This is a genomic window from Planctobacterium sp. AWM4_229 (assembly GCF_056160305.1).
On record NZ_JBSWWX010000001.1, the window covers coordinates 536,515 to 555,610 of the forward strand.

Consider the following 19,096-nt stretch of genomic DNA (forward strand, 5'->3'; position numbering starts at 1 on the left):
GCGTTAATAACACATAGCGAGTTTGAAATGCCTGATTTACAAGAATTCATCCAGCAACTTGAAGAGCAAAATGCACCTGACTCTCTATACGTATCTATGGTGCGTCAGGAAGCAAAAGCGTTGTCGCAGTTGTTAGAAAAAGAACCCTCACTGCTCAAGAGACGTGTTTTTCAGCGTCTATGCCTGCCAGACAGGGTGATTGAATTTAAAGTATCATGGACAGATGACGAGGGTATTCCGCAAGTAAATCGAGGCTGGCGGGTGCAACACAGCAATGTCGTCGGGCCATACAAGGGCGGCTTGCGCTTTCATCCTGCACTGGATTTATCCACGTTAAAAGCCTTGGCATTTGAACAAAGCTTCAAAAATGCCTTGACTGGATTGCCTATTGGCGGCGCTAAAGGCGGTGCCGATTTTAACCCCAAAGGTCGCAGCGACGCTGAAATAATGCGCTTTTGTCAGGCTTTTATGAGTAAATGTTATGCTGAGATTGGCCCCAATAGAGATATACCTGCCGGTGATATCAATGTAGGAAATCGTGAAATAGGCTATCTGTTTGGTCAATACAAAACACTAACCCGGCAGTTTGAAGGGGCCATCACCGGAAAAGCGGGTGATTTTGGCGGGAGCCAGGGACGCAGTGAAGCTACAGGTTTTGGCGTGATCTACTTTGTAGAAGAGTTGCTAAAAAGCCAAGATGAGACACTGGAGGGAAAAGTGCTGGCCATCTCAGGTGCCGGCAATGTTGCCCTGCATGCCGCCCTAAAGACAATCCAAAACGATGCTCGTGTTATTACGCTATCCAACAGCCGTGGCCTTCTGGTTGCTGAAAATGGCCTTACAGAAAAGCAGATTAACTGGTTACTTGAACAACAACAGCAACTGGATAACTCACTGGAAGAAGCTGCCAAAGAGTTTGATTTACGGTATGAAAAGGACAGCAAACCATGGCAGAAAAACTGTGATATCGCCCTTCCCTGCGCCACTCAAAATGAACTCAACATTAAGGACTTAAAACAACTCAAAGAATCCGATTGCCTTGCCATTGTGGAAGGCAGCAATATGGCCCTGACCGACGAAGCGCTGGATGCCATAGCAGACTCGGGACTTCTATTTGGCCCAGGCAAAGCTGCCAATGCCGGCGGCGTAGCCATATCGACCTTGGAAATGACCCAAAATGCAACCTTCTCGCCCATGACATTTGACGATGTTGACCAAGAATTACAGCGCATCATGCAAGCCATATTCAAACGCTGTATCGACAACGCCCCCGATGATTCAGACAAACCAGATTTACACAAAGGCGCGAGTATCGCAGGCTTTCAGATTTTGTCAGCGGCATTGTTGGCACAACAGGGTTAGGACTGTGTGTCAGAGGATATAGGCGTGGTGTCCTTTGGATAAAACCCTACGAACTTCTTTGTGGGTTTTAATTTGATCTGACCGACTGCGCTTTAAAGAAAGCTGTCTATTACTCTGCTACACCTGCCTGACTGGAAATACACCAAAGCGGAAGTTGGCGATGTTCTTTTACTAACCGACCATTTCTCTTTTGCGGACCTTCCATAGTCATTCAAAGATGAATTCAGCCACTACCTATGAGCTTGCCGTTATAAGCGAAAATGATTATCCTGATTTATAGGGATATCCAATCGAATGTTTAAAATAGTTATTCTTGGATCCCATAGCGATACTATATAAATATAGGAACTCTAAACATCAACCCACCAGATTATTCTCAATATTCGGTTGAGGAACTATTAGACGTATTACACAACATAGATCGTTCGAAATATCCTGAACGTTATGAAGCAGCAAAAGCAATTCTAGAAATGAAGTCTAATAATCACTCTCAACATCCCAAAAATGCTGAAGGAACTGCATTAGTCATTACTCCTGCAAAATGGTCTGAACAAAAGCTCCTTAGTCGTTTGGTACTTGTGGCACTTGGAGTAATGTTGTTTTCAGTTTTCCCTAATATGTTTTATGAGTTCATGACAGCAAAAAGTTGGACAGAAAATACCTCGTTATTGACTTGGATACTCGCTTCGACTTTAGTGATATTGTGGTTTGTTAGTCTTAATAGAGACCAGAGCCTTTTTAATCGCTTAACAGCAACGTGGAAAGGAAATCTTTCGATCATTGTTATACCTTTGATGTTCATCATGCTTTCTTCGCCGTTTATCAATAAATCTGTACCTATTGCGCTGCACTTAATGACAGAGCAAGCGGTAGTTAGAGATGAGATGAATTACACAAAAGCGAGGGGAAAGAAATTCTGCCCTCAACGCATAAAAATAGCTGAAACTGATGAGCTGGAAAGCGGTGATTTATGTATGGCAGAAAGCCAAAGAAATATACTGCCGGAAAGAGGGACACTCTCGGTGATAGGGAAAAGAAGTGACTTCGGAATGGTAATAGAACGTTTTTCTCTAAACTAATAAGTAGGAATAAATTGGGTCGTAGTAAGATTAACACATAATCAGGCGTTAGCTCACGTCTGTTATGGGCACAAAGCGGTCCTCTAACACACCAACCGAATTCCCGCAAAACGCTAAAAGCTGTCGTTGGGTAGGCATTATTGCAACTCTCATTTCCAATTAAGCAAAACCCTCCCCCACCGTTAATTCGAAGTGCGTGTATTTCTGGCCCTTTCGCGAGATAAGCTGAAAGAGCAGATCAAATCTGAAGATTGGCAGCAGGGATGTTTGTAGGTTCGAGTTTACTCGGACACAGATGGTTGAATCTCAAAGCGTTGTCGAACTGGTCTTTTTTTGCTCCCTGCAAAAAAGACATTCACGCCATCCATGGCACTCAAGCACGACCTACAGGCTTATGTTGTCTCGCGTCCGGGCCAAAAGGGGGTTGAAGGGGAGCTCCCCTTCGAAGAAAAAACATCAGAAAATATATGTTTGATGTTTTGCAAAAGGTGGAGAAGTGCATGTTCCATGTAGGTTCAAATTGAACTGCAGTGAATTCCATTTATGTTAAGAACATTTAAACGGCAACCACCATGGATGGTGTCAATGCCGATGTTGTGGGGAACAAATATCCGCCAGTCGGACAAAGGTGGTTGATTAAGAATGCTTTGTCGACATGAATGTCGACCTACATCGAATCTATGAAGCCAAGGTAAATCAGATTAGAAACTCTTCAGATTGAAGAGCTGATTATCCCAAACACCGAGCTAATCCTCGTCCTTCTGATATTTCTCAAGCTTGTTGTACAAGGTTTTTACACTTACCCCAAGCTGTTCTGCCGTTTCGGTTTTGTTGCCATCATTGTCATCGAGGGTATTGAGAATCGCTTGTTTCTCAAGTTCTTCTAAGGTCACGCCGGTGGGTACCTGACCGTCCCAATGACCAGAGTTGCTCTGTTCTTGTTGCAACACGATATACTGGGGCTCAATGATTTCACTGCACAAAATAAACGCTCGCTCGATGGTATGTTTGAGCTCACGAACATTGCCAGGCCAACTGTAACTGGCTATTTTTTGCAGTGCTTCTGCGCTAATTTGTTTATTGGTCATCTCATGGCTGTTGCGATAGGCCAGGAAGTGTTTTGCCAATCCGGTGATGTCTTTGTCCCGCTGGCGTAAAGGTGGAACGGCAATGGGAAACTGCGCGAGACGATAAAACAAATCTTCGCGAAACCCTTCTTCTTCAATGGCCTGCAGCGGATCGCGATTACTGGCAGCGATCACTCTGACATTGGCGTGTTTTAACCGAGTCGCTCCCACTGGCCGATACTCACCAGACTCCAATACCCGCAATAACTTCACCTGGTGCTCCAACGGCATCTCAGTGACTTCGTCTAAAAATAAGGTACCGCCCTGTGCCTGTTCAAACACGCCTTGGTGATCTTTTACGGCGCCGGTAAAGGCCCCCTTAACGTGACCAAACAACTCACTATCCACCAGTTCAGGACTAATTGCACCACAGTTTACCGCCACAAACGGCCCATCACTGACTTCACTAAAAAGATGAATGGTGTTGGCCACAAGTTCCTTGCCGGAACCGCTCTCGCCGGTGATAAAGACGTTGATATCATTCTTAGCGACTTTGCGGATTGTGCGATACAGCTTGCGCATAATCTTGGAGGAGCCCGCCAGCAAACCAAATTGGTCCAGGTCACTGGTTCGAGTCTGAGCGTGATTTTCGATGTCTTCAGCAAATTCTTCGGCCATATCTGCCAGACAATCCGTGATTGCCTCCAGTTCGATTGGCTCGCGAAAATGGTAACCCGCCCCCTGGGTCATTAATTCATCGATAACCGGGTTAGGTAACCCGTGACTTAAAAAGATAAATTCGGTATTTTCGAACAGTCGCTCGGTCAGGCAAGTGTGCAACTCTTCATCCTGTACATGCTGTGATTCAATATCCAGCACAACCACCTGATATTCATCACTTTTAAGTTGCTCAACCCAATCGCTATCAGCATCCACTTTTACTTGAATAAAGGCTTTAAACTCAGGAGACTGCATCAGCTGCTGAGCAAATGCAGACTCACCCACGTTATACATTAATTTGGGTCGTAATAAGGGATCTGTTTTCATTCGGATACCAAAAAAGCCTTCTTCCATATTCGTTGATCGACGCAATGTTTGCGTTTTGGGCACCTGCCAACCAAACCAAAGCGCTTCCTTTTTATGATACGTTGATTTAATAATAAAGTTCGACTAATAAACGCTCACTGTGTAATTTTTACAGGGTACTCCTGTAATTATTCCCTGCTCCTCCCTAAAAGGGCACACAAAAGCATCAGTAAAGCCCGCCTGACGATGATAAAAACTGGCCTGATGTTTGATTATAAAAATCAGTAACCCTGTTTTATTAGTCCGGGCAAATCAATATGAATGAATCAATTTCCAACAAAGCTGAATATATATTCGTACAGCGTCTACAAGAGGTCTGCAAGAGTCTGAGTGTCTTTTATTCAAATGCCGCAACGCACGCTTCCACTTATATGCTGCGTTCACACATGCAGGCGTTTAACTCCGTGATGCGCGAGGCGGTTGAATCTTTACTCCCATTTCAATCCAACCGTTTAAAGCTCAGCGAGCAAAACAATGATGCATTGTGCAAGGTGGAAAGTGCTTATAAAGAGCAACAGTCACAGTTATCACAACTGACCACTACGGCTTGGGTCATGGACAGTAATAAACGGCGACGCGAATTCCTGAGACTATTGCGCACACTAACTCAAGCTCAGGAGGACAAACTGTTACGTTATGTATTGTCAGACATTACGGCACAACTGCAACTGAAGCACGACCAATTGCTGGAGAAATTGAACCGTCAGCAAGACCGCCTACTGGCGGTTTCAAATTAAGTCGTACTCATAACTTTTTAGCGCTTTTGAGTTCGACTTAACTTGAATTATATCTTTTTACAAAGTAAATCCAATACAACCCCTTCGTCTCCACCCCCTTAAATAATTATACAGCCAGTAAAACAAAAGCATAACCAGGCTTTTTTAGTTATTTCAAATCTCGGCATATAATTTGTATACTAATCATTAGAATTGATATTTTTTTATTTATTTGGAGAGAAAGGTCATGGACCCCTATCTTTTATTCGCCCTGGCTTGCTATGCAGCTGTTATGCTCGGTATCGGTATTTACGGTTACAAGCATTCTACGGGTGATGTTAAAGGTTATATTTTAGGTGGCCGCAATGTCGGACCAAAGGTAACAGCATTATCAGCTGGCGCCTCAGATATGAGTGGTTGGATGTTAATGGGTTTGCCCGGTGCAATGTTCTTGTTGGGCTTTGAAACCATCTGGATTGCCATCGGACTGCTGTGTGGTGCCTTGTTAAACTATATTCTGGTAGCCCCCAGATTGCGCGTCTACACAGAAGTGGCTGACGATGCCGTCACCTTGCCGGATTTTTTCGCTAAGCGCTTTGGCGAGAAAAAAGGCGCGCTGCGCCTTACTACGGCTCTCATCGCCATTATTTTCTTTACGCTGTATACCTCAGCCGGATTGGTTGCAGGCGGCAAATTATTCGAGAGTGTCTTTGGCTTACCCCACTACGCAGGTGTCATTACCACCATTAGCATCGTCGTGCTCTACACCTTATTAGGCGGTTTTTTAGCAGTCAGCATGACCGATTTCGTACAAGGCAGCATTATGTTTGTGGCGTTAATCGCCGTCCCCATTGTGGCTGCCATGCAGTTCAATGATTGGGGTGTCATGGCAGAATCAACGACGCAGTGGATTGCTCAGGAAAATGGCCTGATTCAAGATGTCGGTCAGCTGGCATTACTGTCTAGCCTGGCATGGGGCTTAGGTTATTTCGGTCAGCCCCACATTCTGGTGCGTTTTATGGCGATTCGCAATGTGGTGGATATCGGTCAAGCGACACGTTTCGGCATTAGCTGGATGTTTGTGTCATTGGTGGGTGCCGTAGCAACGGGTTTTGTGGGTATTGCTTACGTGCAAAAGTTTGGTTTGCAACTGGCGGATCCGGAAACCATTTTCATTCGCTTCTCAGAAATTCTGTTTCACCCGTTTATTAGTGGCTTTTTGCTGTCGGCTATATTGGCCGCCATCATGAGTACGATTTCATCGCAATTGTTGGTGTCTTCCAGCTCGCTCACTGAGGACGTGTACAAAATTTTCAGCAACAAAACCCCTGACGAAAAACAGGGTGTGATGTTCAGTCGCCTGGCGGTACTAGCCGTTGCCGTTGTTGCCACAATGCTGGCCTTAAACCCTGACAGTAGTGTTCTGGGTCTGGTAGGTAATGCATGGGCAGGATTTGGTGCTGCGTTTGGACCGCTTGTATTGCTGTCACTTTACTGGCCAAACATGACCAGAGCGGGTGCCCTTGCCGGCATCATTACGGGTGCTGCCACAGTACTACTTTGGATCGCTATCCCTGAGAGCGTGATCGGCGTGAATCTCTCAGGCCTGATATATGAAATTGTACCCGGATTTATTGCTTCAACTATTGCAATTGTGGTGGTGAGTAAACTCAGTGCCGCACCCAAACAAGATTTAATTAACGATTTTCACACGACGGTTTCGCTACTGGAAGCGCGGAATCACTAAGGAGTTTACATGAGAATTTCCAACAAAAACCGAATAGTCATTAAGGTGGGCAGTTCCCTGATCGCTCCTGAAGGCAACGGCTGTAGCTCGCGCTACTTATTATCTATCGCCAACTTTATTGTGCGCTGTCATTTGATGGACACAAAAGTGGTATTGGTGTCTTCAGGTTCAGTGGCAGCAGGCCGCTCCCTGTTTTCCGATACCCCGGACAAGTGTGGCAATGTCACCCTGAAAAAGGCGATGGCGGCGGCAGGCCAAACAGAAATGATGGAAGCCTGGAACAAGTTATTCGATTTTCCCACTGCTCAGCTGTTGCTAACACAATATGACTTTCAGCAGCACGAGCGTTTTCTGAGTATCCGGGAAACCATCGAAAACCTGTTGAACAATGGTATTTTGCCTATCGTCAACGAGAACGATGCCATTACCACAGACTTATCGAAAGTGGGTGATAACGACAACTTATCTGCGATGGTGGCTTCTGCTGTTGCGGCTGATGCATTAATTATCTGTTCCGATGTAACCGGCCTTTACGATGCGGATCCGCGCAATAATCCCGATGCGACGCTGATCAAAGACGTGCACAAAATATCGCCAGATCTAATGCAAATGGCAGGAGGCGCTGGCAGTGGCGTGGGTACGGGTGGTATGCGTACCAAATTGGAAGCCGCTCGCAAAGCCACCCGACGTGGGATCCCAACTATTATCATGAATGGCTATGACGAGAACGGCTTTAATGAGCTGTTACAAGGGACCAATCCGGGCACTTTATTTCATCCGGCAACATCGCCGCTGGACAAGAAACAACACTGGCTTACCTATGGCACCAAAGCCCGTGGTGAATTGGTGGTATCCGAAGAAGCAGCCGCTGATGCTGAACAGGGTAATTTTCAGCTGGATTACCGCGACATCGTCGACGTTAACGGAGAGTTTACCGCGGGCGACACCATCATTGTGAAAAATGAACAAGGTGAGCGCATCGCGAAAGCCAAAGCAGAAAGTGGCAGCTGCTTGTTGCAGTTTCTGGTTAACACAGATAACAGCCAAGACTTTTCGAGCGGCCAAGAAAACGATTTCGGTCAAGTACTGAACAAAAAGGAAATGACTCTACTGGAGGAGTAAAAATGAATATTAGAGAAGAATTACAGAAAACAGCAGCGGCAGCGAAAAGCCTGGTAGCTCTGACGACAGAACAGAAGAATAAAGTATTGTTAATGATGGCATTTGCCGTAGAGCAGAATGAAGAGAAAATTCTGGAAGAAAACAAACGCGATCTCGAAGCCGCCAAAGAACAAGGCTTATCCGATGCCATGATGGACAGGTTGGCACTGGATCATGAGCGACTCATGGGTATTGTTAAAAGTATCGAAGAAGTCGCTCATCTGGAAGATCCCGTAGGCAAGTTACGCTTGATCAACGAGCATGAGAACGGCCTTAAAATCAATAAGGTACGGGTTCCTCTTGGCGTTATCGGTATGATTTATGAAGCGCGCCCTAACGTGGCGGCAGAAGCCTCAGCACTGTGCTTTAAATCAGGTAACGCCATCGTGCTGCGCTGTGGTAAAGAGGCAATTAAAACCAGCTTTGCCATTGTAACCGCGATGCAGAGCATGTTGGTTTCTAACGGTTTGCCCGCTGACGCTATTAAGCTGATCACCGACCCAGATCGCAAGCTAATGTTGGAGCTAATTCAGCAAGATGAGCTACTGGACGTGATTATCCCACGTGGCGGCGAAGGGCTAATTCGCTTTGTAACAGAAAACAGTCGTGTTCCTGTTATCCAGCATTACAAAGGGGTGTGCCATCTGTTTATTGATGAATCTGCCGAAATAGAAAAGGCAGTGGCGCTATTTCTGAACGGTAAAATCCAGCGTCCGGGTGTATGTAATGCCCTTGAGGGATTACTCGTGCATAAGAACATCGCAGAAGAAGTCTTACCCCAGTTGCAATTACACTGTGGTGTAAATCATATCAAGGTGCATGCTTGCGATAAGAGTTATCGTTATTTTGAGCATCTGGATGGCGTAGAGCGCATATCGGAAGATGGGTTTGGTCAAGAATACCTGGCGAAAGAAATTGCTATTCGCATTGTAGACGACATTGATATGGCAATCGATCACATTGATAAATTCGGCAGTAAACACACCGAGGTGATCTGTACTCAAGACGAAAACAACGCGGCGTTATTCCAGAAAATAGTAGACGCTTCCGTGGTAATGGTTAATGCCAGTTCTCGCTTTTCTGATGGTGGACAATTGGGCTTGGGCGCCGAAATCGGTATCGCGACCACTAAGTTGCACGCCTATGGTCCAATGGGGCTGGAAGCGCTGACCACTGAAAAATATCTGGTCAACGGCGATGGACAAATTCGAGCCTAACTAAGGTTTGAAATAAGTTATGTTCCGTGACACAGACCTCAGCATCGCTTTTATTGGCGGTGGGCACATCACTCAAGCTATGGTTTGCGGCCTGTTGGCCGCAGGGTGTAGTGCTAAAAAAATATTGGTCTGTACGCCCTCAACAAAAGGCCAGAAACAGTTTATTGAGGAGCATCAGGTAATCGCAACGGGTGACAACAGTCTGGCAACTCGCTTTGCCGATGTAGTGATCATTGCGGTTAAACCTGAGAAAGTGCCATTAATATGCACGGAGATCGCCGAAGCTATGCTGGAAACACAACAGCAAAAACTGGTGATCTCACTGGCCGAAGGCGTCGCCCATGCGCGGTTGCGTGAATTGCTGTGTGGCAGTAATCGGATTATATGCGCAGTCCCTAACCTTGCCGTGACATTCCGACGAGGCATGACTGGCTTGTATGCCGATCCCGATTGCCTGTTCAAGGATACCCGAACAGCCGAGAGTCTAATGGCGAGTTTGGGCGAAACCCTGTGGGTTCAAGAGGAAATGCAACTGGCTGATGTTGAGGCTACCTCTGGCAGTTCATCTGCTTATCTCTATTACGTGCTGGAACAAATGCAGCAAATAGCCATTGAACAAGGTTTGTCAGCAAAGGAAGCCCGCGATAGCGTTTTGCAAGCGGCTTGGGGCGCTATATCAGTGGCACAAGACTCACAGCAAAGCTTCGCACAATTGCGTCAATCTGCCGTACAATCCAAATCTACCTCCAAAGATGCCATTCAAGCGTTAAAAGACGCAGATTTGCCTGCAACACTGCGAACGGCAATGAAAACGGTTAAGCAAGAAACGCAAGAAAAACTGCAAACCGAATCTATCTAATCAAGGAGTCGCATGACCGATCTCGGTATTGAACAGCTGTTGCAATCCGACTTGCTGTTTAAATCCATTATTACGCTCATTCTTATTATCGTGCTCGTCGCAGTGCGCAAACTGGCCTTGCGTAAATTGCACAAGAAGGGCCAAAAGAAAGGCAAAGATTACCGACACGCCATCAATATCGTTAAACAATTGAGTCACGGTATTATGTTTGCAGCACTCGTCCTTGTTTGGTCCAGTGAGGTACAAAACCTGGCAATATCGGTTGCCGCCTTTATGGTGGCGATTGTCTTAGCCACCCGAGAGTTTTTACAATGCTTGTTGGGTTTTCTGTACTACATCTTCACTCGCCCATTCAGAGTGGCAGACTGGATCCAAATCGACAACAGTACCACCGGTGAAGTCTATGCCATTGATTGGATCAAGGTGACGTTACTGGAAGTTGATCCCGAATCTCTTACCTACACGGGAAAAACCGTCTACGTACCCAATAATCAGTTGATATCAAAGCAGCTGCGCAACATGAACTTTATGCGCCGCTATAATATGCACAACTTCACCCTAACCTTTGAACCGCTGCAAAGTGTATTACTGCAGTTGCCTGAAATTAAACGCTTCGCCCGAGAGTTATGTGCGCCTTTCCGCGATGTGGCTTTACGTTATAAAGATCTTATCGAACGTCATCTCGAAACTGAATTTATAGAAACCGATCCCATCGTGAATATTGAAACCAGCCGCTTTGGCTATATAGAACTAACAGTCTGCATATTCTGTCCCACTGACAGAGCACAAGGGTTGCAACAACAGATCACCGAACATGCCCTACACCACATTTTACCTGGTGCCGCATCCGGGCACGAGCTGTCAAAATGGGACTTTCGCAGACAAGATTACAAAAACGAAATAGCCTATTAAAAAAATTAAAAAAAACTATTGAATTAGTTTGCAGCAACACTATCTAAGTATGTAACGGACGAAAATACCGGTTTGATAGTCAATTTAACGAGGATATTTAATGGACATCACAGCATTAACAAATGAGTCAAGACAACTTAGCCAGGTCAGCAGTTACCAGGCATTTGTTAATTATGCACGTTCAATTCCTATGTTAGATGAAGCGCAAGAAAAAGAGTTGTTGACGCGTTTCAAAGTTGAAGACGACCTCGATGCAGCGAAACAACTTATTCTGTCGCATTTGCGCTTCGTTGTGCATATCGCTAACAGTTATCGCGGCTACGGTTTGCCGATGGAAGATATAGTGCAAGAAGGTAATGTCGGATTGATGAAATCTGTCAAACGCTTCGATATGTCTTATGACGTTCGCCTGGCATCCTTTGCCGTATACTGGATCAAATCTGAAATTCACGACTATGTGCTTAAAAACTGGCGCATGGTAAAAGTGGCCACCACCAAAGCCACTAAAAAGCTATTTTTTGGCTTGCGTAAATTTAAGTCTAAGCTGGCGTGGTTAACTGAAGACGAAGTAAGCAACGTTGCTAAAGAACTCGGGGTAAACGAATCTGAAGTGCGCATGGTGGAAACCAATTTGCAATTAAGCGATGTGTACTTTGAGAACACCACTGGCGAGCAAAACCAAGATGAGTACGATCCATCTACGATAACCAGTGCCCTGCTATCAGATGCCAGTCAGGCTCCAGAAAAAGTACATGGTGAGCAACTGGCGCAGAAAGCCCAAACAGCGCAGTTAAGCGCGGCGTTAAAAGTACTGGATGAACGCAGTCGAGATATCATTGAGTCTCGCTGGTTACATCACGAAGATGCACAGCTAAAACTGGAAGACCTGGCGCAGCGCTATGGTATCAGCGCTGAGCGAGTCCGACAGATTGAAACCGCCGCTATGGCCAAAATCAAAAAGTTTTTAAATAGCAGTAGCTTTACTGCATAATGCTAATCCCATTCAGAATAGCCGCACTCAGTGCGGCTTTTTTGTTTGTACAACCCGAATGCTTGCCTTAATCTTGATTTAATGTAAATAGCGTAGCCTTTATCAAAAGTGACAAAAAACCTAAGTAACAAATGCGAATACTGATTGTAGAAGACGACAGCATCATCGGTGATGGACTCGTTATGGGCTTACAGATGGATGAATACGCTGTGGATTGGGTGGAAAACCTGAAAACAGCGAACGTTGCTTTAGCCACTAACAACTACGATCTAATGATCCTGGATTTAGGCTTACCTGATGGTTCCGGCCTCGATATTCTGCGTAAACTCAGACGAGAAAAAAGCTCCCTACCCGTTATCATTCTCACTGCTTATGATGAGCTATCAGATAAAATCAAAGGCCTGGACGCCGGTGCCGACGATTATCTGGTAAAACCTTTTGATTTGGATGAACTGCGGGCCAGAGTCCGGGCATTACATCGCCGCGCATTGGGACGCAGCACCCCTGTAATAGAGGCAGGTGATATTGTACTGGACCCATCCAAGCTTGCAGTAACGCGACATGGCCAGAACATTAAACTGGGTCCGCGAGAATTCGCCATCTTAAGAGTACTTATGGAAAATCAAGGTCGTATCATCTCCAAAGCGCAGATCGAGGACAAACTTTACGGTTGGAACATGGAGATTGAGAGCAATACCATCGAAGTGCACATGCATGGCATTCGCAAGAAACTGGGGAAAGATCTGATTAAAACAATTCGCAATGTAGGCTATGTTTTGGAATGATGCGAATTAGCGCCATACCCAAACTTCGCCGGACTACCTTTGTGGTGTTGCTAATCATTTTGTCAGGCATTGTCATTTTCGCTGTGCAACAGCAAGGCGTATCAGCATTAATCATGGCCGGTTTAACTGGCTCAGGAGTGCTGCTTCTCACTTGGTTATTCATCGACGAATACCGCCATGCTCAATATCAAGTGCAACTACACGAAATTCAAGAGCAACTAAAACAAATAAACCAAGGCAAACAAGATACGCTCAACATTGACGTTACTGCAGGTCCTTATCGCGAACTGGTGGCCGAGATCAATGCGCATTTGGCAATGGAAACCGAGCGTTTGCTGCAGGAACAAAACTTTAGTGCCGATGCCTCCCATGAGTTGCGAACGCCACTTGCAGGTTTGCGCCTGCAAGCACAAGTAGCCCAGCGCACTGACAAGTCGGAGCTGAAAGCGCGTGCATTGGAGAACATTATCTCTGCGGTTGATAGAAGCACCCGACTGGTGGAGCAGTTACTTGTCTATTCTCGCCTTTCCCGACGCCGAAATCACGCCGAAAACACCCGGATAGATATCACCGAGTTATTACAAGCACAATTGCTGAAAACCGCCTCACTGATAAGCAGTAAGCAACTTGAGATCAGTACAAATTTTCCAGAGAAACAGGTGCCTAAAATCCTTTTACACAGAGACCAAATGATGGCGGCTATTGAAAACTTACTCTATAACGCCATCGAGCACAGCCCTGAAAAAGGTAAAATTGCCATAACGTTAACCGTTGCATCAGACACCTTACAACTGGTGTTTGAAGACAACGGTCCGGGGTTAAGTGATAAAGACAAAGGTCATGTGATTGTGCCTTTCCAGAAATCATCTTCCAATAAGCAAAAAGGCACTGGATTGGGTTTGGCTATTGTAGATAAAGTGGTCCAGTTACACGCGGGTGAGCTGAAATTACTGGACGCCAAATGTGGCGGTTTAAAAGTGCAAATATTTTTACCACTTTAAACATTCTAATCACTTGCTATTAATACCTGCACCAGGCAAACTACGCCGCAAGCAAAACACAGTAGAGACCTCATGCAACAGACTGGCGTTGATTCTGATAATAAGCCCCGACTGCTTTATCTGGAAGATGACCCTGTATTGTCAGAAACCATGACAGCGTTATTAGAAATGTCTGACTTTGATGTGTTTCATGCGAATAATACCGAAAAGGCCGTTGCCCATATCAATAAAAACCACCTTGTCCCCCACCTTATTCTTGCTGATAAAAAACTGCTGTACGGCGAATGCGGTATTGAATCAGTAGCAACAATCAGAAAAATGCTCAGCACTGAAGTACCGGCAATACTACTTACTGGTGATAGTGATATTACCAATGAGGTCCAGAAAAAAACGCCATTCCAGCGGATCCTGTTAAAACCCGTAGACATTGATAAGTTGATAAACGAAATCCAGCAACTACTACCTGAAAAAAATTGGTAAAATTAGTTTTCTTAAGTTTCATTTAATATTGACGCCCTAGTGTTTGTCTCAGATAAACACAAAGGTCGATACCACAATGCAAACATTCAGTGTGTTGGAGAACACGCTTAATCCGCTTCCCGCTTCAAAGCCCGTTAAATTGGCGAAAAAAGACTTTGATCGATTGCTGGCAGAACTCAGCCCGGCAATTTTAAGATATTGTCAGCGCTATTTGCGCAATATTGACGATGCCCAGGAAGCGTGCCAGGAGACCATGCTAAAAGCCTTGAATGGGTATGCCAATTTTGAAGGCCGTGCCAGCGTTAAAAACTGGCTGTACTCTATTGCCAAAAATGTCTGTGCGAGCCTCTACCAGCAACGCTCAAAATTGGATCTCAGTGAGGACAACGAAGACTTGTTTGACGAAGCGACATTTACTCCTGAATTAACAAACGAAGGGCCATGCCTTTTTGGTGAACTGATAACCCGGCTGTCAGTACAAGAGCGAAACGTATTGAGTTTCCGCTTTGTTGAAGATTTACAATTACCGGAAATTGCCTGCGCTTTGGATTTAAACATTAGTACCGTCAAAATGTGTTACTACCGAGCGTTAGACAAGTTTCAAATGGCACAGGCCAGTTAATCTGACTCCGGGAGAAAATCTATGATGAAGTATTTTGAGAACATTGCCCGTGCCATGATGGGGATGCCTTATGGTGAACTCAACGAAACTGAACAGCACGTTATTAAAAGTATTGCTAATCAGGAAACTGTTGCCACCAATCTGAACCAAAGCTTTCACAATCAATTGACCTTTGGTCAGAAAGTTTCTGACAAGGTAGCGGAATTTGGAGGTTCATGGCCTTTTATTATTATGTTCTTAATAGTAATGTTGGTATGGATTGGGTATAACGCATTAGCATTGAGTGGTACGGTAGTCTTCGATCCCTACCCTTTCATCTTACTCAATTTGGTATTATGCACTGCAAGCGCCCATCATTATGATGTCGCAGAACCGACAAGCCGCTAAAGACCGTATGGCGGCATCGCTAAACTATCAGGTGAGTTTAAAAACTGACCTTGAAATTATGTTGCTGCAAAAGAAGTTGGACGAATTACTCATAAAAATAGACAGGCAAAATAACAATGAACAGCATGGATGAATTACTTCATCGTTTACTTGAGTGGAGTTCCACCTATTTATCCAACCTGCTTTGGAGCCTTGCCGTACTTGTCATATATCTGGTAGTTACCCGCTTAGCGCTGCCCAGAATTAAATTTTTTGTAGATAAAAGCAAGTTAAAAGCAGAAGCCACCAAAAAAGCCTTTCACACGGTAAAGCTCTTGGTGGGAATTGTTAGCTTTGCCATTTTATTAATTGTCTGGGGCGTAGACTTTGGTGGCTTGTTGATCCTGTCCACTTCTATTCTGACTTTGACAGGTGTGGCACTTTTCGCCAGTTGGTCACTGCTAAGCAACGTCACATCCTATTTCATTTTGCTATTCCACAATGCGTTTCGCCGAGGTAATTTTGTGCGTATTGTGGATGGTGACAATTATATGGAAGGCTACATTGCAGATGTTAACCTGTTCAACACCCGCATAGTAACGGAAGATCGGGAAACAATCATTTATCCCAACAATCTTGTACTGACTCGCCCGTGTGTTGTAAATCCCAGGAATCGTTGGAAAGTTATTGGTAAGGTGGCTGACAAAGACCAAAAAGTTGTTCCCATTCCTTGCCCTGAAGAAGTACTTGAAAAAGAAGAGAGAACCACCTGAGGCACTTAAATCGAAGCAATGCTATATGAGAGGTTATCAGCAACTCGTTGTGACGCGACGGGTTTAGCCGACAAACTGATCTGTTAAGCTAAACTTAGGCTATCAGTTAAAGAGCTATAGTTAAATGAGGGCCTTAAATGCAATTTTCTTTGCTGCGAAACACCGTAATAGTTCTGATACTTATTACCGCTGCGTTATTCACCTGGTACCTTCTCAAAAGTCCTGCAACCCCACCACCACCTGACTTTAAAGAATATGCCGCAGGTCCGGAACGCAAAGAGGTGTTTTTCCAATATTTCGCTCCAATCATAGAAAGTGAGAACCAGAAAATACTGGAACACAGAGAACGAGTTTATGCCCTGATGAATAAGAGCCAATACTCCTCAAGAGAGCTAAGCTATTTATCGGAGCTCGCAGAGCAATACTATCTAGAAGATTTTTCCCATGAAAACGAGACCCACTGGCAAACCTTACTGCGAAGAATAGATTATATCCCACCTTCCCTGGCGCTGGCACAGGCGGCAAATGAAAGCGCTTGGGGCACATCGCGCTTTGCTACTGAGGGAAACAACTATTTTGGACAGTGGTGCTTTTCTGAAGGTTGTGGCCTTGTGCCCAGAGATAGAGGCGCGGGCCAGAACCACGAAGTAGCAGCCTTTGATTCTGCACAAGAATCTGTAGAGCGCTACTTGCTCAACCTCAATCGACACGATGCCTATACCAAGTTAAGAAAAATACGAGAATCCGTCAGAGACAGTGAAGCACAACTCAAAGGTACGGCCTTATTACCTGGCTTGGAAAAATACTCCGAGCGCGGTGTCCATTACATGAACGAACTGAACGACATGATACGGGTGAACAAGCTGGCGGAATATGACATTGACTTTGCAACTCTGCTTACCACTGAGGAAGCCAATGATGAAATACAAGGGTAGCCCGGACTGTCAATCAGTAACAACTGGTATTAAACCGATTGGTTACGACTAATTGCTAAGAGATTTATCTCTGTTTTAAAGCCATGATAACGATATAAAAAGGAATAGCCGGAACAACAAAGCAGCAATATGGTACAACTAGACAAACTCAGGCGTTCCAGAAGCTTGCTGCTCAAACTCGTATCGGCAATTGGTGTGTTTACACTGCTAATCGCCGCTTTGTTGTTTTTTTCGGTTTCAGAGAAAAATGCACTCGAGACGCAATTAAAGCATATTCACAAAGCCGCCAGCGACATTATCTATTACGATGAAGTGCTCACTATGTCTGCTCGTATGTTTACTTACACCAATGATGAAAAATGGTGGCAACGCTACGAATCAGCAGCGAGCACATTAGATGAGGTGCTAAATGTAGCGGCAAAACTCGATCCACAAATCGCGCAAGCCATCATCAATACCAGCGCCAGTAACGACCAACTCATCGAGCTCGAAACAGCTGCATTCAACGCGGCGCGAGAAGATAACAACAACCTCGCATCAGACTTGCTACTCAACGAAGCCTACCAAAACCTGAAAGCCCAATATTCAAATGGGGTTGAAAAAGCGCTGGAAATCGTGCAATTCCAAACCGAAGAGAAGTTGCTCAAAGGACAGGAGCAAAAAGCCCGTTTTTTACTGGCATTGGCGCTAATCCTGGCCATTTCCTTGGTCACATTATTGATATTCTTATTGCGCTACAACAGCCATATAGACACCTCAATCGACACCCTGCATCAGTCTTTGGCGCAGAAAGTTGATGAGTTGCAACAAACCACTAACGCGCTAACCGCGGCAACTAATGCTAAGAATCGTTTCCTGGCCAATTTGTCTCACGAAATCAGGACCCCCATGCATGGCGTGATGGGCAATTTGCAATTGCTCAATACTATGTCGCTATCAGAAGAAGCACAAAAAGCGCTGGAGAATTCGATCGGCAGCAGCAAGCTGTTATCTCGCTTATTAGCTGATTTACTGGACTTTTCCGATATGCAGTCTGGAACATTAGTATTGAAATCCAAAACCTTTCAACTCGCCAACCTGCTGAATGAATTGGCGGCCATGTTTCGCACCAGCAGTAACAACAAAGGACTGCAGTTTATTTTACAGAACGAACATCAACGCGATGGCTGGCAAGGCGACCCCGAACGGCTAATGCAGCTACTAACTCAGCTTATAGACAACGCCATTAAATACACAGACCTCGGTTCGGTAACCCTGAGAGTTGGCTTGAAGCAAGACACACAAGTGCAGTTTGATGTCATTGATACCGGTATTGGTATGACTCAAGCCACTAAATCCGATCTATTTACCCCATTTGAACAGGGTGATAACAGCAATACCCGACGTTCGGCAGGTGCCGGCATTGGTATGGCTTATGTCAAATCGTTAGTAGAGCTGATGCAAGGAGAGATAACCGTCGTCAGTGACACAAACAAAGGCACCACCATTAGTGTTGTACTGCCTCTGGAGCCGATTAACTTGAGCAAGCCCGATGACGGTGAACAATCGGCATTCAGCCTGCCAAGCAACACCAAAATATTGGTGGCAGAAGACAACAAAATTAATCAACTCATTGTGGAGAGTATGCTGGTTGAGGCTGGCACTGAGGTTGTTTTGGTAGACAACGGCATTGAAGCCATTGCGGCGATAAATCGCCGCTTTGACCTGGTCCTGATGGACATTCAAATGCCTGAGATGGATGGTATTGAAGCCTGCGCGCGCTTTAAACTACAAAAGCCCAACGTGCCTGTTATTGCACTAACCGCCAATGTATTGCAGGAAGACATCGCGCTCTATCAAAAAACCGGATTTGACGACGTTTTATCCAAACCCGTGGATAAAAACGAACTGCTCGCCACGATCAATAAACACCTTTAAAGTTCAAAGCTGTAGCAAAG

General features: G+C 45.2%; 17 protein-coding genes and 1 pseudogene. 17 read left to right on the forward strand and 1 reads right to left on the reverse strand.

Translation table 11 applies throughout. The features are described 5' to 3' along the window. Positions 1-27 precede the first annotated feature (27 nt). Together gdhA and ACXAGP_RS02360 are read left to right on the forward strand one after the other, a co-directional pair. Positions 28-1,362, forward strand: coding sequence for an NADP-specific glutamate dehydrogenase (gdhA, locus tag ACXAGP_RS02355; RefSeq protein ID WP_475259276.1), 1,335 nt, complete (start codon positions 28-30; stop codon positions 1,360-1,362). Positions 1,363-1,832: 470 nt separating this feature from the next. Then, a complete protein-coding gene (locus ACXAGP_RS02360) occupies positions 1,833-2,441 on the forward strand; it encodes a hypothetical protein (RefSeq protein ID WP_475259277.1) in 609 nt (202 codons plus the stop codon). Positions 2,442-3,187: 746 nt separating this feature from the next. Here the strand turns inward: ACXAGP_RS02360 and ACXAGP_RS02365 are convergent. Then, positions 3,188-4,555, reverse strand: coding sequence for a sigma-54 interaction domain-containing protein (locus tag ACXAGP_RS02365; protein ID WP_475259278.1), 1,368 nt, complete (start codon positions 4,553-4,555; stop codon positions 3,188-3,190). 296 nt (positions 4,556-4,851) lie between these two features. Here ACXAGP_RS02365 and ACXAGP_RS02370 point away from each other — a divergent pair, with 296 nt between their 5' ends. From ACXAGP_RS02370 to ACXAGP_RS02440, 15 genes and pseudogenes are all read left to right on the forward strand, one after another. Then, entirely contained in the window at positions 4,852-5,331 is a 480-nt protein-coding gene (locus tag ACXAGP_RS02370) for a hypothetical protein (RefSeq protein WP_475259279.1), read from the forward strand. Positions 5,332-5,557: 226 nt separating this feature from the next. Continuing rightward, positions 5,558-7,057: a sodium/proline symporter PutP gene (gene putP / locus ACXAGP_RS02375; RefSeq protein ID WP_475259280.1), complete on the forward strand. Its 1,500-nt coding sequence runs from the start codon at positions 5,558-5,560 to the stop codon at positions 7,055-7,057. Positions 7,058-7,066: 9 nt separating this feature from the next. Then, positions 7,067-8,179 (forward strand): glutamate 5-kinase, encoded by a 1,113-nt coding sequence (gene proB / locus ACXAGP_RS02380; protein WP_475259281.1) that lies wholly within the window; start codon positions 7,067-7,069, stop codon positions 8,177-8,179. A gap of 2 nt (positions 8,180-8,181) precedes the next feature. Beyond that, positions 8,182-9,435: a glutamate-5-semialdehyde dehydrogenase gene (locus tag ACXAGP_RS02385; RefSeq protein ID WP_475259282.1), complete on the forward strand. Its 1,254-nt coding sequence runs from the start codon at positions 8,182-8,184 to the stop codon at positions 9,433-9,435. 19 nt (positions 9,436-9,454) lie between these two features. Then, positions 9,455-10,294, forward strand: coding sequence for a pyrroline-5-carboxylate reductase family protein (locus tag ACXAGP_RS02390; RefSeq protein ID WP_475259283.1), 840 nt, complete (start codon positions 9,455-9,457; stop codon positions 10,292-10,294). Between the two features lie 12 nt (positions 10,295-10,306). Beyond that, entirely contained in the window at positions 10,307-11,206 is a 900-nt protein-coding gene (locus ACXAGP_RS02395) for a mechanosensitive ion channel family protein (protein WP_475259284.1), read from the forward strand. Between the two features lie 100 nt (positions 11,207-11,306). Further along, the gene (gene rpoH / locus ACXAGP_RS02400) at positions 11,307-12,197 is read left to right on the forward strand and encodes an RNA polymerase sigma factor RpoH (protein ID WP_475259285.1); all 891 of its coding nucleotides are present in this window, start codon (positions 11,307-11,309) and stop codon (positions 12,195-12,197) included. Positions 12,198-12,328: 131 nt separating this feature from the next. Further along, positions 12,329-12,982: a response regulator gene (locus ACXAGP_RS02405; RefSeq protein ID WP_475259286.1), complete on the forward strand. Its 654-nt coding sequence runs from the start codon at positions 12,329-12,331 to the stop codon at positions 12,980-12,982. After that, on the forward strand, positions 12,979-13,983 hold the full coding sequence (locus ACXAGP_RS02410; protein WP_475259287.1) for a sensor histidine kinase: 1,005 nt from the start codon (positions 12,979-12,981) through the stop codon (positions 13,981-13,983). Before ACXAGP_RS02405 ends, ACXAGP_RS02410 begins: the two co-directional genes overlap by 4 nt. A gap of 72 nt (positions 13,984-14,055) precedes the next feature. Continuing rightward, positions 14,056-14,463, forward strand: a complete 408-nt coding sequence (locus ACXAGP_RS02415; RefSeq protein ID WP_475259289.1) for a response regulator — start codon at positions 14,056-14,058, stop codon at positions 14,461-14,463. A 76-nt stretch (positions 14,464-14,539) separates the two neighbouring features. Then, positions 14,540-15,085 (forward strand): RNA polymerase sigma factor, encoded by a 546-nt coding sequence (locus ACXAGP_RS02420; RefSeq protein ID WP_475259291.1) that lies wholly within the window; start codon positions 14,540-14,542, stop codon positions 15,083-15,085. Positions 15,086-15,331: 246 nt separating this feature from the next. Next, positions 15,332-15,605: pseudogene (locus tag ACXAGP_RS02425) on the forward strand (DUF1003 domain-containing protein). Then, positions 15,598-16,224, forward strand: a complete 627-nt coding sequence (locus ACXAGP_RS02430; RefSeq protein ID WP_475259293.1) for a mechanosensitive ion channel family protein — start codon at positions 15,598-15,600, stop codon at positions 16,222-16,224. The pseudogene ACXAGP_RS02425 and the gene ACXAGP_RS02430 overlap by 8 nt, the downstream one beginning before the upstream one ends. Positions 16,225-16,361: 137 nt before the next feature. Beyond that, positions 16,362-17,159 carry a glucosaminidase domain-containing protein gene (locus tag ACXAGP_RS02435; protein WP_475259294.1) on the forward strand — a complete coding sequence of 266 codons (798 nt, stop codon included), beginning with the start codon at positions 16,362-16,364 and terminating at the stop codon, positions 17,157-17,159. Between the two features lie 129 nt (positions 17,160-17,288). After that, positions 17,289-19,076: an ATP-binding protein gene (locus tag ACXAGP_RS02440; protein ID WP_475259295.1), complete on the forward strand. Its 1,788-nt coding sequence runs from the start codon at positions 17,289-17,291 to the stop codon at positions 19,074-19,076. Positions 19,077-19,096 lie beyond the last annotated feature (20 nt).

Bases quoted from the DNA above. Each gene is read 5' to 3' on its own strand.
- proB (WP_475259281.1), top strand. From the start codon at position 7,067: ATGAGAATTTCCAACAAAAACCGAATAGTCATTAAGGTGGGCAGTTCC.
- gdhA (WP_475259276.1), top strand. From the start codon at position 28: ATGCCTGATTTACAAGAATTCATCCAGCAACTTGAAGAGCAAAATGCA.
- ACXAGP_RS02410 (WP_475259287.1), top strand. From the start codon at position 12,979: ATGATGCGAATTAGCGCCATACCCAAACTTCGCCGGACTACCTTTGTG.
- ACXAGP_RS02430 (WP_475259293.1), top strand. From the start codon at position 15,598: ATGGATGAATTACTTCATCGTTTACTTGAGTGGAGTTCCACCTATTTA.
- ACXAGP_RS02360 (WP_475259277.1), top strand. From the start codon at position 1,833: ATGAAGTCTAATAATCACTCTCAACATCCCAAAAATGCTGAAGGAACT.
- rpoH (WP_475259285.1), top strand. From the start codon at position 11,307: ATGGACATCACAGCATTAACAAATGAGTCAAGACAACTTAGCCAGGTC.
- ACXAGP_RS02395 (WP_475259284.1), top strand. From the start codon at position 10,307: ATGACCGATCTCGGTATTGAACAGCTGTTGCAATCCGACTTGCTGTTT.
- putP (WP_475259280.1), top strand. From the start codon at position 5,558: ATGGACCCCTATCTTTTATTCGCCCTGGCTTGCTATGCAGCTGTTATG.
- ACXAGP_RS02405 (WP_475259286.1), top strand. From the start codon at position 12,329: ATGCGAATACTGATTGTAGAAGACGACAGCATCATCGGTGATGGACTC.
- ACXAGP_RS02420 (WP_475259291.1), top strand. From the start codon at position 14,540: ATGCAAACATTCAGTGTGTTGGAGAACACGCTTAATCCGCTTCCCGCT.
- ACXAGP_RS02435 (WP_475259294.1), top strand. From the start codon at position 16,362: ATGCAATTTTCTTTGCTGCGAAACACCGTAATAGTTCTGATACTTATT.
- ACXAGP_RS02440 (WP_475259295.1), top strand. From the start codon at position 17,289: ATGGTACAACTAGACAAACTCAGGCGTTCCAGAAGCTTGCTGCTCAAA.
- ACXAGP_RS02370 (WP_475259279.1), top strand. From the start codon at position 4,852: ATGAATGAATCAATTTCCAACAAAGCTGAATATATATTCGTACAGCGT.
- ACXAGP_RS02385 (WP_475259282.1), top strand. From the start codon at position 8,182: ATGAATATTAGAGAAGAATTACAGAAAACAGCAGCGGCAGCGAAAAGC.
- ACXAGP_RS02390 (WP_475259283.1), top strand. From the start codon at position 9,455: ATGTTCCGTGACACAGACCTCAGCATCGCTTTTATTGGCGGTGGGCAC.
- ACXAGP_RS02415 (WP_475259289.1), top strand. From the start codon at position 14,056: ATGCAACAGACTGGCGTTGATTCTGATAATAAGCCCCGACTGCTTTAT.
- ACXAGP_RS02365 (WP_475259278.1), bottom strand. From the start codon at position 4,555: ATGAAAACAGATCCCTTATTACGACCCAAATTAATGTATAACGTGGGT.